The sequence below is a fragment of the Blautia pseudococcoides genome, assembly GCF_001689125.2.
In the GTDB taxonomy this organism is placed as follows: Bacteria; Bacillota; Clostridia; order Lachnospirales; family Lachnospiraceae; genus Blautia; species Blautia pseudococcoides.
On the sequence record NZ_CP015405.2, the window covers coordinates 848,763 to 862,216 of the forward strand.

Consider the following 13,454-nt stretch of genomic DNA (forward strand, 5'->3'; position numbering starts at 1 on the left):
TAACAGTTGACAAGGAAGAAAAAGTGTACTATTATGATAACAGTAATACGAACATAAGTTCGTGAGTATGACAGAAGAAGAAATCATGAGATCAATCAAATAAAGGAGATAACAAATGGTCAAAGAAGATAAATTAAAAGCCCTGGACGCGGCTTTGGGTCAGATTGAAAAGCAGTTTGGTAAAGGCTCTGTTATGAAACTGGGCGATTCCTCTTTACATATGAATGTGGAGACTGTACCAACAGGCTCCCTGAGCCTTGATATTGCCCTGGGACTGGGCGGTATCCCCAGAGGAAGAGTAGTGGAAGTCTACGGACCGGAATCCAGTGGTAAGACCACAGTGGCGCTGCATATGGTGGCAGAGGTGCAGAAGAGGGGCGGAATCGCAGGCTTTATTGATGCGGAGCACGCTTTGGACCCTGTATATGCCAGACATATCGGTGTGGATGTGGACAATCTTTATATCTCCCAGCCGGATAACGGTGAGCAGGCTCTGGAGATTACAGAGACCATGGTACGCTCCGGCGCTGTGGATATTGTGATCGTGGACTCTGTTGCAGCTCTGGTTCCAAGGGCGGAGATTGAAGGTGATATGGGAGATTCCCATGTGGGCCTCCAGGCGCGTCTGATGTCACAGGCTCTCCGTAAACTGACAGCGGTCATCAGCAAATCCAACTGTATCGTTATCTTTATCAATCAGCTTCGTGAGAAGGTGGGCGTAATGTTCGGTAATCCTGAGACCACTACAGGCGGACGTGCCCTGAAGTTCTATTCCTCCATCCGTCTGGATGTGAGAAGAATTGAGGCCCTGAAGCAGGGCGGTGAGATTGTGGGTAACCGTACCAGGATCAAAGTGGTTAAGAATAAGATCGCACCTCCGTTTAAAGAGGCGGAGTTTGATATCATGTTCGGCCAGGGAATCTCAAAAGCCGGGGATATTCTGGATTTGGCGGCAAATCTGGGAATCATAAACAAAAGCGGCGCCTGGTATGCATATAAGGATGGAAAGATTGGCCAGGGACGCGAGAATGCCAAACAGTATTTGAAAGAGAATCCAGAGGTGGCAGAAGAAGTGGAAGCAAAAGTCCGGGAACACTACGGACTCACAGAAGGAAAGACAGAAAAAGAGAGCAGCAAAGATACAAAAGAAAAGAAGGCTGATGCCAAAGTTTCTGCAGCCAAAGCACCGGATCTGAAAGCCGCGGAGATATCTGCTGTCCAGAGTGCAAAGAAAGGAAATGAGGAGTAACTATTGACCAGGTCTGCGCATTTACTGCGCTGACCGTAAAAAAACGTTCAGGAGCCAGGCAATTTCATCGCGGAAGACGATTCTGTATGGATTTTTGCCTGTAACCGTGAAGGTACTGAACGGTCATAATGAGGAAATATAATGCTTGTCACAAAAATACAGGCGGTAACAAAACAAAAATATAGAATCGAGCTTGACGGACAGCCCGCCTTTGTTGTATACAAAGGCGAGCTGTCTCGCTATGGAATAAAAGAGGGGCATGAAATCTCCCGGCCGGTTTATGAGGAGCTTGTGGGACAGGTGCTCACAAAGCGTGCCAAACTGCGTGCTATGCATCTTTTGGAAAGCATGGACCGGACCAGGGCAGAGCTGGAGAAAAAGCTGCAGTCAAGTGAGTATCCCAGGGATGCCGTGGTGGAGGCTCTTGCGTATGTGGAATCATTTGGATATCTGGATGACAAAAGATATGCCAGACATTATGTGGAATGTAAAAAAGAGGGCAGAGGGAAAGCACGGCTGAAAATGGAACTGGCCCAAAAAGGTGTGGAAAGAAACATCATAGAGGAAGTCCTTGATGAGGCAGAACTGGGTGACTGCAGGGACACCATCCGGGAGCTGGTGAGGAAGAGAAGAAGGGGTGACGGCCCCATGGATGACAGAGAACAGCAGAGAATCTACGGCTATTTAATGAGAAAAGGTTTTTCCTCCTCTGATATTTTGTCCGTATTAAAAGAAAAAGAAGATTTTTGCTGAAAAATCTTGGACAGATTTCACATACTTGTCTTTTAGAAAAAAAGGTTTTATGTTGACTTTTCAGTAAAAACAGTATAAAATTAAACTGTTGTATTTGTACAATGAAAATTAAATAAGGAGGTGCTCCTGTGGCAATCTATGTAATAGTTGCAATTGTTGCTGTGGTAATCACGCTGCTGATCGCGGTTCCTGTTACAGCCAACATTTCGGTTAAGAAAAAAACGGAAAAAGACGCTGAAACAATCGGAACAGCAGAAGTAAAAGCAAGAAGCATTATAGATGAAGCATTGAAAACTGCGGAAACGAAGAAACGTGAAGCTCTCTTAGAAGCAAAAGAAGAAAATCTCCGTACAAGAAACGAGTTGGAGAAAGAGACAAAAGAGAGACGTGCAGAACTTCAGAAGTATGAGAAGCGTGTTTTATCCAGAGAAGAAGCAGTAGACAAAAAGGCCGATGCCCTGGAAAAACGAGAAGCAGATTATACAGCAAAAGAAACTGAGCTAAAAAAGAAAGAAAAGAAAGTCGATGAATTACATGACCAGAGAGTACAAGAACTGGAAAGAATTTCCGGTCTGACCTCCGAACAAGCAAAAGATTATTTGTTAAAAACTGTTGAGGACGAAGTAAAAATTGACACTGCAAAGCTCTACAAGGAATTGGAGAGCAAGGCAAAAGAGGAAGCCGATAAGAAGGCCAAGGAATACGTGGTGACAGCCATTCAGAAATGTGCGGCAGACCATGTGTCGGAAGCTACAATCTCTGTTGTACAGCTTCCAAGCGATGAAATGAAAGGCCGTATTATCGGAAGGGAAGGACGCAATATCCGAACTCTGGAAACACTTACGGGTGTAGATCTTATTATTGATGATACCCCGGAAGCAGTCGTATTGTCCGGTTTCGATCCGATCCGGCGTGAAGTAGCACGTATTGCGCTGGAAAAACTGATTGTGGACGGAAGAATCCATCCGGCCAGAATCGAAGAGATGGTAGAAAAAGCACAAAAAGAAGTAGAGACCATGATGAGAGAAGAAGGTGAATCCGCTGCCCTGGAAGTTGGCGTACACGGTATTCATCCGGAATTGATCCGTCTGCTGGGACGTATGAGATTCCGCTCCAGCTACGGCCAGAATGCATTAAAGCATTCTATTGAGGTGGCACAGCTTGCCGGCCTTTTGGCGGGTGAAGTTGGGACAGACATTCGCATGGCAAAACGTGCAGGTCTGTTACATGACATCGGAAAATCCATCGATCATGAAGTGGAAGGTTCCCATATTCAGATTGGTGCTGACTTATGTAGAAAATATAAAGAGTCCCAGGTTGTTATCAACGCCGTGGAATCCCATCACGGGGACACGGAACCTACATCACTGGTGGCTTGTATTGTACAGGCTGCTGATGCGATCAGCGCAGCAAGACCTGGTGCTAGAAGAGAAACTTTAGAAACATATACCAACAGATTAAAACAATTAGAAGACATAACAAACTCTTTCAAAGGAGTGGACAAATCTTTTGCTATTCAGGCAGGTAGGGAAATTCGAGTGATGGTAGTACCGGAACATGTAACAGATTCCGATATGGTGCTGCTGGCACGGAGTATTTCAAAACAGATTGAAGCTGAACTGGAGTATCCGGGACAGATTAAGGTTAATGTGATTCGGGAGAGCCGCGTTGTAGATTATGCAAAGTAGGCTGGACTGAGAGAGGTGCAGAATGCTGCGATGATATTTTTTTATGTCATTGCGGGGTTCTGCATTTTTTTTGTTTGGGGAGGGACGGTAAACGGGTCGGTGTGGTGGGGAGCGTCTGTGGAAAGAGAGAAGCAGTAGAAGTAGGTGGGTACTAAGTGTGGTGGGAGGGGCATAGAATATATAGGGTGAGATTATGAAAAAATATTTGAATGTGTTTTTCCTTCTGTATTTGGGGGGATTTGTGGTGGGGGTGCTGTGTAGTAATTTTTTGAGGAATTATGCCGGGTATCAGACTAGTCTGCTGGGGGTTTATATGGCGGACCGGGCGGCGGGGAGTATTTCGGGGAGCGGGATTTTTCTGCGGTTGTTTGAGAGAAGAGGGGTTTGGTTTCTGCTTTATATGATCAGTGGTGTGACACCTTTTGGGATTCCCTTGGTATTGGGAGGTCTGCTTTGGCTGGGTTTTTTGGGCGGGAACTTGATGACGGTATTTTTGATGGAGTATGGGATCCGGGGGATTGGAGCGGCGCTTGCCTGTTTTTTTCCGCAGGGGATTTTTTATGTGCCTTCTGTGCTGCTGTTTTTTTTCTTTATTGTGCAGATGAGCCAGAAGTATTGGGGAAAGGGAATCCGGGTGAGGGCGGATTACAGAGCGTATCTGTTTTTTATGACAGGTATTGGTATCTTATTCCTGCTTGCCCTTTTTATGGAAAGTTATGTAAATCAAAATGTGTTGAGTTTTGTAATTGAGAGGTTTTTATAAAAAATTAACAAAAAATTAACAATTAAAATTTTACCACATCTGGTAGACATAATTAGTGCTTTTTCGATATGTTGTGGAAATGTAAAAAAAGCCTGAAAAACAAGAAAATCTTTGGAAAAATCCGTTTGCTTTTTCTATGGAAGTTGATATATAATTTCATTATGATTTGGAAAGGTGTGGCCTTTTTCATGGAACAGCGGATAAATGCTGTGTCATTCTGGGAAAACTTATGGACTTGGAATGCGGAATGAAATAAAAAACTTAACGAGGGATAATCATACATGAAGTGCGAGATTGAAGAGTTTATAGCCTATTTACATAACACCAAAGGCACTTCCAAAAATACAGAAGTATCCTATGAACGGGATTTGCGAAAGATGGAACAGTTTCTGGGGAATGAAGGAGTGGACAGGGTTCAGAATGTGACTGCCACGAATCTGAATTCTTTTGAGATGTATCTAGAGCGGGAGAAATTTGCCGCTTCCACTATTTCCAGGAGTATCGCGTCAATGCGTGCTTTTTTTCAGTATTGCTGTCAGCAGGGATTGCTTTTGGAGAATCCGGCAGACATACTGAAGGCGCCTAAGATTGAAAAGAAGATGCCTGGGATTCTTACTGTAGAAGAAGTCGATTTGTTGTTGAACCAGCCAAAGGAAAATACAGCCAAGGGTGTCCGGGATAAAGCAATGCTGGAACTTTTATACGCTACAGGAATCCGGGTGAGCGAGCTGATTGGATTGAAGTTGGAAAATATAAATTTAAAACTGGGATATATCACCTGTGAGGCCAGCGAAAAGGAGAGGGTAATACCTTTTGGAAACGCGGCGAAAAAGGCGGTGAAGGAATATCTGGAGCAGGCGAGGGAGGAGCTTTTAAGCCATAAAGAAAGCGACTGCCTGTTTGTTAATTGTTCCGGAAAACCCATGAGCAGGCAGGGATTTTGGAAGGTGCTGAAGACATACGCAGCCTCTGCAGGGATTCAGCAGGATATAACACCTCATACACTTAGGCATTCCTTTGCAGCCCACCTGGTGCAGAACGGTGCGGATTTAAAGAGTGTACAGGAGATGCTGGGGCATTCTGATATATCTACAACCCAGATTTATCTGAATATGAATGTGAACAAGATCAGAGATGTGTATCTGAAGGCACATCCGAGAAAATAGAGGACCCGAAAAGAGATGAGTTTTCGGATCCTTTCTTTTTGGGAAAAATTTACGAAAAAGGCATTTGTATCCCTATTTTAAAGTTGGATACAAATGCCTTTTGTTTATGTCCGAAGAACGTTCACGGAGCCTGCATTCTATGGTTTAGCACAGCTCTGCAATGGTATAGAGAAGTTTTTCTGTTTCCTCCCAGCCAAGGCAGGGGTCTGTGATGGATTTTCCATAAATATGGTCAGGACCGATTTTCTGGCAGCCGGATACCAGATAGCTTTCAAGCATGACACCTTTCACCAGGTGGCGGATATCACGGGATACCAGGCGGCTGTGCAGCACTTCTTTTATAATGCGGACTTGCTGTTCGTATTTCTTGCCGGAGTTGGCATGGTTGGCATCAATAATGACAGCGGGATTTTCCAGGTCACGGTCATTGTACATTTCCAGAAGAAGCTGCAGATCTTCATAATGGTAGTTGGGAAGAGTGTTGCCGTGTTTGTTCACCGCACCTCGCAGAATGGTGTGGGTGAGCGGATTCCCTTCTGTCTTGACTTCCCATCCTCTGGAGATAAAGTCATGGCCCTGCTGTGCGGCAACTACGGAGTTGAGCATAACAGAGAAATCCCCGCTGGTGGGGTTCTTCATACCAACAGGAACATCCAGGCCGCTTACCATAAGACGGTGTTCCTGGTTTTCCACAGAACGGGCGCCGATTGCCACGTAGGAGAGCAGGTCAGACAGATAGTGATAGTTGTCCGGGTATAGCATCTCGTCCGCGGAGCTGAGTCCTGTCTCCTGCAGGGAGCGGATATGCATATGGCGGATGGCAAGAATGCCTGCCAGTACGTCCGGTTTTGCCTCCGGGTCCGGCTGGTGCAGCATACCCTTGTAGCCCTCTCCCGTAGTACGGGGTTTGTTGGTGTAAATACGGGGAACCAGTACCAGGCGGTCTTCTACTTTGTTCTGGATCTTTGCGAGACGGTTGGTATAGTCGCATACAGAATCTTCATTGTCTGCGGAACAGGGGCCAACGATGACAAGGAATTTGTCGGAAGCGCCTGTGATGACATCACAGATCATTTTGTCTCTTTTAGCTTTTATCTGTTTCAGCTCTTCGGATACAGGGGCCTGTGCCTTGATTTCATCCGGAGAGGGCAGTTGTTTTACAAATTTGAAGCTCATAGTTATCTCCTTTGTTTGACTTTCTAGTTGACTATTATAATACAAAACCTTCCAGTTGTCGACAGTTTTGAGTAATTTTTTGCTTTAAAGCGTTTAAGCGGTGAAGATTAGAACTGCAAGGAGTAAAACTCTATGGACTGGGAGGTGGTGAACAGGAGCGTTTTTGTCAGGCGGAGCCGGAAGGAAAGAAAAATGTTACAGACATATTAAAAAATCTTGACATATTTGTTCTATTGTAATAGAATGAAAATGTATTCTATTGCAGTAGAACAAATAATATGGAAGGGAATAACAGGATTATGAGAAAAAGACTCGTCTGCATTTTATTGGCTCTGACCTTGTGCGGCAGCCAGGTGTTGTCTGTATCGGCGGCCCGGGAAGAGGAGATTCAGGCAGAGAAAGAAGAGAATGCCAGAAAACTTTCGGATGCAAATCAAAAGATAGATGATCTGGAATACCGGAAACAGCAGATACTCTCTGCCGTTGACGAGCTGGATCAAAGGCTTGTCAGGGTCCTTGCGCAGATTGACCTGTTAAAGGAGCAGATCACGGGAAAAGAGACGGAGATAGAGGGGACCCATACCAGACTTGGAGAGGCAGAAGAAGCAGAACAGAAGCAGTATAAGGCCATGAAAAAGAGAATCCAGTACATATACGAAAAGGGCGGACAAACCGCATGGATGCTCTCCATTCTGGAAGCGGGGGATTTATCGGATTTTCTAAACAAGGCGGAATATACGGAGAAGCTGTATGGCTACGACAGAAAAAGCCTGGAGGAATATGCAGAGACGATCAGACAGGTTAAGGAATTATCTGAAAAGCTGACTGCAGAGAAAGCGGAACTGGAAGTAATGAAAAATGAGCAGGAACTGCAGAAGGCGTCTTTAGAGACATCCCTGGATGAGAAAAAGGCGGCGGCCGATGACTATGAAACACAGCTTGAGGCAGTGCAGGCCCAGGCATCCCAGTATAAAGTCCTGATAGAGGAGCAGAACCAGGAACTTAGGCGTCTGGAGGAGGCCAGAAAGAAAGAGGCAGAAAAACAGGCGCAGGAGGCAGCAAGATCACAGGCAGCAGAGAATTCCAGAAGCAGCACAGAGGAACAGTCCTCCGGTCCAAAGGTGATGGATTCTGGTACAAACAGCAACAAAGAAAGCGGGCCGGTTTTAAATGAGCCGGATTCTTCGGCTGGGCCTGAAAGTACAGATACGTCTGAGAACACGGAGATATCTGATACAGACACTTCTCCGGATACTAAGGAGCATAACACCTCCGAAAGCGGAAGAATCAGCGGTGAGGATGTTGTCAATTATGCACTGCAGTTTGTGGGCAGACGCTATGTGTGGGGCGGTGAGAGCCTGACAGACGGTGTGGACTGCTCCGGGTTTACTATGAAGGTATATGAACATTTCGGAATCAGTCTTCCGCACTATACCGGAGATCAGGAGCAGTGCGGCAGAGGGGTATCCTACGCGGAGGCACAGCCGGGGGACCTGATCCTCTATTCAGGTCATGTGGCGATCTATATGGGCGGTGGTCAGATCGTACATGCTGCCAATAGCCAGCCTTATCCAAAGGGAGGGATCAAAGTCAGTGACAATGCCGCTTATATGCCAATAGTTGCAGTGAGACGCCTGATAGGTTAAAATAGAGGTAACAAACATATCAGGAAGGAAGCTTTGCCATGACAGTAAAGTTATTTGATTCGGAACTGAAAGTAATGGATTTGCTGTGGGAAAAGGGAGAGATCAGCGCCAGGGAAATAGCCATGTGTCTGAAAGAACAGGTTGGATGGAGCAAGACGACAACATACACAGTGATCAAAAAGTGTATCGACAAAGGGGCCATAGAACGAATAGAACCTAATTTTATCTGCAGGCCTTTGGTCACCATCGAGGAGACCAGGGAGTTTGAGACGCAGGAACTGATAGATAAGATGTATGATGGTTCCCCGGATTTGTTGGTTGCATCCATACTGGGAAGCAGAAAGCTGAAACGTGAAGACATTGAGAGGCTGAAAAAGCTGGTTGAAGATTTAAGGTGAGCGAGGTGTATTATGCACATTGGGATAATGGGTACACAGGCATCTCTGCTGGTTTTGACGGCAGTTTTTCTCAGAATGCTTTTGCTCTACCGGATTCCTAAGCGCACCTTTGTTTTTTTATGGTGGGCGGCAGCTTTTAGGCTTTTGATTCCCTTTTCTGTGGAGACAAAATGGAATATCTACAGCTTATGGCAAAGGACCGGCTGTAGTATCCGGTCCAATAAAATATTTTCAGGCCATGGGATCGTGGCGGGAGAGGACACAGGGGCAGTTCAAATGGGGCATGATGTTTTGCAGGCAGCCGCAGCAGGCAAAGCAGGCGGGGTTTCTGTGGGATTTTGTGTTTGGATAACAGGTGCCGTGGCGATGGCCTGTTTTTTTCTTCTGGTACATATCCGCTTTGTACTACACGCGAAAACTTCCCTGCCGACAGGGAGCAAAGAGGTACGATCTTGGCAGAAAAAGCATATATGCAGGCGGCAGGTCCGCATCAGAACCCTGGATACCATCTCCTCCCCCATGACTTATGGTATCCTTCGCCCGGTCATTCTTCTGCCCTCCCGATTTCATTTTTTAGATCCGGAAGCTTTGGCCTATGTGCTGGAACATGAGTGGATCCATATCAGAAGAATGGATGTGGGGTTAAAGTACCTTCTGGCAGCAGCCCTTTGTGTGCACTGGATTAATCCTGTGGTGTGGATCCTTTTTTTCCTGGCCCAGCGTGACATGGAGCTGGCCTGTGATGAAAAGGTGGTAAAGACCGGTTGGCCGAACCAGAGGGAGAAATATGCCATGCTTCTTCTGGGACTGGAAGAACAAAGGGAATGGGGGAAGATATCAGGAGTACGGTTTTCTGAAAAATGGATGGCCGGCAGACTGAGAGCTGTCATGAAGGTGAGAAAATGGACCGCCGGCAGTGCGTTTGCGGCAGCCCTTCTCATTGGAGTGCCTGTAGTGCTGTTTTTTACAGGCACCGGTATAAAGGCAGAAGGTTTGAAAGTTCACCTGAAAGTGGAAGATAAATTTACGCTGGGGGAACAGGCCGCAGTTTATGCCAGATCACTTGTGGGCAAACCGTATATGTATAATGGAAAGAATCTTTTAGGCGGAACGGACTGTACGGGATTTGTGAAAGCTGTTTATCAGGAGTTTGGAATATCTCTTCCGGACCATATGAAGGACATGGCCGGACAGGGGCAGGAAGCAGACGGGGAAACCCCGGGACCGGGCAGTATTGTATTTTACGGAAAGGATCAAGTACCGGAACACGTGGCGATCAGTTTGGGAGACGGCAAAGTGGTGCATGCCAGCAACGCCAGAGAGGGCGTAAAAATTTCACCGCTCAGGTACAGGGAAATCTGTAAAGTGATTGCTATCCCATACCAGATAAAGTAGTTGTTAAAACAGCGCTGGGTTTATTCACCCGGCGCTGTTTTCATGTAATCCTTTAAGAAATACAGAGTGAGAAGGGTGATTGCCAGTTCACTGACCAGCAGGCCCCACAGATATCCCAGAATGCCAAATTTGGGAATAATGAAGAATACAAAAAGCAGACGGATGGAAAGGCCAAGAAGGTTCTGGGCAAAATATTTTCCTGTCTCCCCCAATCCGTTCAGGATCCCGCTGAGCGTGCTGGAGAGATACAGGCAGGGACAGATAAAGGAGAGCGTCTTGATAAAGGTTCCCGCAAACTCATTTTTAAATAAAAACAGCCCCATAAAATCTCCGGTAAAATAAAAAACGGCTGTGGAGAGAAAGCCCAGAAGCAGGCAGTAACGTGTGGTAGTGAAGATAAGACTCCGTATTTTTTTATAATTTCCTATTGCCTGGTTTTCTGCCACGGAGGGCAGGAGCATGGCTGAGACGGCATTGGTGATGGCAGAGGGGAAAAGTATAAGCGGCAGCGCCATACCATTCAGTACACCATAGACAGAGAGTGCCGAGGCGCTGTCCATGCCGAAAAGCCGCAGATGGCCGGGGATCAGTACAGATTCCATGCTGTGAAGGATATTGATAAACAGCCTGTTGCCTGTTAGCGGCAGGGACAGGGACACAATGTCTTTTAAATCTTTTCCGGGCGCATGGATATTGCTGATCTGGTAATGATACTTTCTGTAATCCCAAAGAATAAAAAGCAGGGAAAAAAGCATGGAGACCAGTTCTCCTGCAAAAAGCCCCACAACTGCCAGCATAGGTGTGAGCGGGTGGCCTTCCCCGGTCCATACTAAATAGAGAAGATAAGTGGCACTCATGCGGGCAGTCTGTTCCACAAGCTGGGACCATGCGGGAATCCCGGTCTTCTTCCTGGCAATATAATAACCGTAGGCGCAGGAATGGAAGGTGCCCATAGGAATGGACAGGGAGGAGACGCGCAGCAGATCTGTACACTGCTCCTCCAGCAGGATATGTACGGCAAACCAGGAGGCATGGCGGTACAGCAAAAAGGTGACGGCAAAGGATATAGCCATGGACAGGGAAGTGGCGATCAGAAAAATATCCCGGGCGCCCTGTTCATCCTTCAGAGCAACCCTGGCGGCCACGAAGCGGGAGATCGCCGTCTGGATCCCTCCTACTGTCAGTGCAAAACAGAGGGTGTGGATGGGAAAGATAAGCTGGTAGATACCCATCCCCTGTGCACCAATTGTCTGCGACAGGAATATTCTATAGAGAAACCCAAGGATTTTTGTCAGAAAACCGGCCAGAGTCAGGATAAGTGTTCCTTTCAGCAAAATATGTTTGTTATCCATAAGAAGTCCTTTATAGTTACTAGCCGCAGAGAAAGCAACAGTAACTTTTATAGCCTTTTTCACAATATATTCCAAAAAGCATCTTGACAGAACAGGATAAGAATGATATTCTACAGTTAAATCCGAGTAAAACAGTCGGAATTTGAAAAGGATGGTGATGATTTGAAATTATCAACCAAAGGTAGGTACGGCTTGAGGGCCCTGATTGATTTGGCTTTGTACAGTGAATCAGAGGCTGTTTCCATACAGAGCATTGCAACCCGCCAGAATATTTCTGACAGTTATTTGGAACAGCTGGTGCGCAAGTTGAAGAGTGCCGGGTTGGTAGTAAGTGTCCGCGGTGCGCAGGGCGGATATAAGCTTGCCAGACCTGCCGGTGAAATCTCCGTAGGGGATGTCCTTCGGGCACTGGAAGGCAGTCTGGATGCCGTTACCTGTAATGGAGGAGAAAAACATAGCTGTCAGGGTGCTGACTTATGTGTCACCCGATATGTATGGCAGCGTATCAATAATAGTATAAAAGAAACCGTAGATTCCATCATGCTGGACCAGCTCGTAGAGGAAAGCCGCATTATGCGGGATAAGGGGCAGATTCAGGTGCAAAAATGTGACAATTAGGAGAGAGGAAATATGAAGACAACAATATATCTGGATAATGCAGCAACAACAAAGACAGCACAGGAGGTTGTAGATGCCATGCTTCCGTACTTCACAGAAAGCTATGGAAATCCATCCAGCATCTATGAGATCGGACAGAGGAGTAAAGAGGCCATCACCAAAGCGAGAGGACAGATCGCAGAAGTGCTGGGCGCAAAAGCAGAAGAGATTTATTTTACCGCAGGCGGCAGCGAAGCAGATAACTGGGCGCTGAAAGCGGCATTTGAGGCATATAAAAATAAAGGAAACCATATTATCACCACAAAGATTGAGCATCACGCCATTCTGCACACCTGTGAATATCTGGAGAAACGCGGTGCAAAGGTGACATATCTGGATGTGGATGAGAATGGTATCGTAAAAATGGATGATCTGTTAAAAGCCATCACACCGGAGACGATCTTAATCTCTATTATGTTTGCCAACAATGAGATCGGCGCCATCCAGCCAATCAAGGAGATTGGTATGATCGCAAAAGAACACGATATTTTATTCCACACAGATGCGGTACAGGCATTCGGACAGGTTCCGATCCACGTGGATGAGATGAATATCGACATGCTGAGTTCCAGCGGCCATAAAATCAACGGACCAAAGGGAATTGGTTTCCTATATATCCGCAAGGGCGTGAAAATCCGCAGCTTTGTACATGGCGGTGCCCAGGAGAGGAAGAGAAGGGCAGGAACAGAGAATGTGCCGGCTATTGTGGGATACGGTGTAGCAGCAGAGCGCGCAGCCAGGACTATGGAGGAGCGCACAAAGAAAGAGATAGAGCTCAGGGATTATTTTATCGGCAGAATTTTAAATGAGATTCCTTATGTGCGCCTGAACGGCGATGCAAAAAGGCGTCTGCCAAATAACATTAATGTCAGCTTCCAGTTTATTGAGGGAGAATCCCTTCTGATCATGCTGGATATGAAGGGGATCGCAGCATCAAGCGGTTCTGCATGTACCTCAGGGTCCCTGGACCCGTCCCATGTACTGCTTGCCATTGGCCTGCCTCATGAGATCGCCCACGGTTCTCTCAGAATGACCATCAGCGAGGAGACAACAAAAGAAGATCTGGATTATACACTGGATCAGATAAAGGAGATTGTAAACCGTCTGCGTGAACTTTCTCCGCTGTTTGAGGATTTCGTAAAAAAACAGAAACAAAAACAGAGCAGGGCCTGAGAAAATAATAAAACAGACAAATTATGGAGGAAATATAT

Annotated in this window: 12 protein-coding genes; 10 read left to right on the plus strand and 2 right to left on the minus strand. The window is 46.3% G+C overall.

Annotated elements, in window-relative coordinates; translation table 11 throughout:
* Nucleotides 1-115: 115 nt before the first annotated feature.
* From recA to xerD, 5 genes are all read left to right on the plus strand, one after another.
* Complete coding sequence (gene recA, locus A4V09_RS03905) at nucleotides 116-1,249, plus strand: recombinase RecA (protein ID WP_065541189.1); 1,134 nt, start codon at nucleotides 116-118, stop codon at nucleotides 1,247-1,249.
* A gap of 141 nt (nucleotides 1,250-1,390) precedes the next feature.
* Nucleotides 1,391-2,002 carry a regulatory protein RecX gene (locus tag A4V09_RS03910; protein WP_065541190.1) on the plus strand — a complete coding sequence of 204 codons (612 nt, stop codon included), beginning with the start codon at nucleotides 1,391-1,393 and terminating at the stop codon, nucleotides 2,000-2,002.
* Between the two features lie 128 nt (nucleotides 2,003-2,130).
* Entirely contained in the window at nucleotides 2,131-3,690 is a 1,560-nt protein-coding gene (gene rny / locus A4V09_RS03915; RefSeq protein ID WP_065541191.1) for a ribonuclease Y, read from the plus strand.
* A gap of 193 nt (nucleotides 3,691-3,883) precedes the next feature.
* Nucleotides 3,884-4,453 carry a stage II sporulation protein M gene (locus A4V09_RS03920; protein WP_065541192.1) on the plus strand — a complete coding sequence of 190 codons (570 nt, stop codon included), beginning with the start codon at nucleotides 3,884-3,886 and terminating at the stop codon, nucleotides 4,451-4,453.
* Nucleotides 4,454-4,734: 281 nt separating this feature from the next.
* On the plus strand, nucleotides 4,735-5,619 hold the full coding sequence (gene xerD / locus A4V09_RS03930) for a site-specific tyrosine recombinase XerD (RefSeq protein WP_065541194.1): 885 nt from the start codon (nucleotides 4,735-4,737) through the stop codon (nucleotides 5,617-5,619).
* Nucleotides 5,620-5,763: 144 nt separating this feature from the next.
* Here the strand turns inward: xerD and A4V09_RS03935 are convergent, their stop codons facing one another.
* Entirely contained in the window at nucleotides 5,764-6,795 is a 1,032-nt protein-coding gene (locus tag A4V09_RS03935; protein ID WP_065541195.1) for a 3-deoxy-7-phosphoheptulonate synthase, read from the minus strand.
* Nucleotides 6,796-7,094: 299 nt separating this feature from the next.
* Between A4V09_RS03935 and A4V09_RS03940 the strand changes: the two genes are divergently transcribed.
* The 3 genes from A4V09_RS03940 to A4V09_RS03950 are packed head-to-tail and all read left to right on the plus strand — an operon-like array spanning nucleotide 7,095 to nucleotide 10,234.
* Entirely contained in the window at nucleotides 7,095-8,441 is a 1,347-nt protein-coding gene (locus A4V09_RS03940; RefSeq protein WP_065544625.1) for a C40 family peptidase, read from the plus strand.
* 38 nt (nucleotides 8,442-8,479) lie between these two features.
* The gene (locus tag A4V09_RS03945) at nucleotides 8,480-8,839 is read left to right on the plus strand and encodes a BlaI/MecI/CopY family transcriptional regulator (protein ID WP_065541196.1); all 360 of its coding nucleotides are present in this window, start codon (nucleotides 8,480-8,482) and stop codon (nucleotides 8,837-8,839) included.
* A gap of 12 nt (nucleotides 8,840-8,851) precedes the next feature.
* The gene (locus A4V09_RS03950) at nucleotides 8,852-10,234 is read left to right on the plus strand and encodes a M56 family metallopeptidase (RefSeq protein WP_065541197.1); all 1,383 of its coding nucleotides are present in this window, start codon (nucleotides 8,852-8,854) and stop codon (nucleotides 10,232-10,234) included.
* Nucleotides 10,235-10,254: 20 nt separating this feature from the next.
* On the opposite strand, the gene A4V09_RS03955 is transcribed toward A4V09_RS03950, so the two are convergent.
* Nucleotides 10,255-11,586: a polysaccharide biosynthesis protein gene (locus tag A4V09_RS03955; RefSeq protein ID WP_065544626.1), complete on the minus strand. Its 1,332-nt coding sequence runs from the start codon at nucleotides 11,584-11,586 to the stop codon at nucleotides 10,255-10,257.
* Between the two features lie 162 nt (nucleotides 11,587-11,748).
* Here A4V09_RS03955 and A4V09_RS03960 point away from each other — a divergent pair, with 162 nt between their 5' ends.
* Together A4V09_RS03960 and nifS are read left to right on the plus strand one after the other, a co-directional pair.
* Nucleotides 11,749-12,204 carry an RrF2 family transcriptional regulator gene (locus tag A4V09_RS03960; RefSeq protein ID WP_065541198.1) on the plus strand — a complete coding sequence of 152 codons (456 nt, stop codon included), beginning with the start codon at nucleotides 11,749-11,751 and terminating at the stop codon, nucleotides 12,202-12,204.
* A 12-nt stretch (nucleotides 12,205-12,216) separates the two neighbouring features.
* On the plus strand, nucleotides 12,217-13,416 hold the full coding sequence (gene nifS, locus A4V09_RS03965; protein ID WP_065541199.1) for a cysteine desulfurase NifS: 1,200 nt from the start codon (nucleotides 12,217-12,219) through the stop codon (nucleotides 13,414-13,416).
* Nucleotides 13,417-13,454 lie beyond the last annotated feature (38 nt).

What these genes read in the sequence shown, in the direction of transcription:
- nifS (WP_065541199.1), top strand. Translation starts at nt 12,217, where the DNA reads ATGAAGACAACAATATATCTGGATAATGCAGCAACAACAAAGACAGCA.
- A4V09_RS03950 (WP_065541197.1), top strand. Translation starts at nt 8,852, where the DNA reads ATGCACATTGGGATAATGGGTACACAGGCATCTCTGCTGGTTTTGACG.
- A4V09_RS03945 (WP_065541196.1), top strand. Translation starts at nt 8,480, where the DNA reads ATGACAGTAAAGTTATTTGATTCGGAACTGAAAGTAATGGATTTGCTG.
- A4V09_RS03935 (WP_065541195.1), bottom strand. Translation starts at nt 6,795, where the DNA reads ATGAGCTTCAAATTTGTAAAACAACTGCCCTCTCCGGATGAAATCAAG.
- A4V09_RS03910 (WP_065541190.1), top strand. Translation starts at nt 1,391, where the DNA reads ATGCTTGTCACAAAAATACAGGCGGTAACAAAACAAAAATATAGAATC.
- xerD (WP_065541194.1), top strand. Translation starts at nt 4,735, where the DNA reads ATGAAGTGCGAGATTGAAGAGTTTATAGCCTATTTACATAACACCAAA.
- A4V09_RS03940 (WP_065544625.1), top strand. Translation starts at nt 7,095, where the DNA reads ATGAGAAAAAGACTCGTCTGCATTTTATTGGCTCTGACCTTGTGCGGC.
- A4V09_RS03955 (WP_065544626.1), bottom strand. Translation starts at nt 11,586, where the DNA reads ATGGATAACAAACATATTTTGCTGAAAGGAACACTTATCCTGACTCTG.
- A4V09_RS03920 (WP_065541192.1), top strand. Translation starts at nt 3,884, where the DNA reads ATGAAAAAATATTTGAATGTGTTTTTCCTTCTGTATTTGGGGGGATTT.
- recA (WP_065541189.1), top strand. Translation starts at nt 116, where the DNA reads ATGGTCAAAGAAGATAAATTAAAAGCCCTGGACGCGGCTTTGGGTCAG.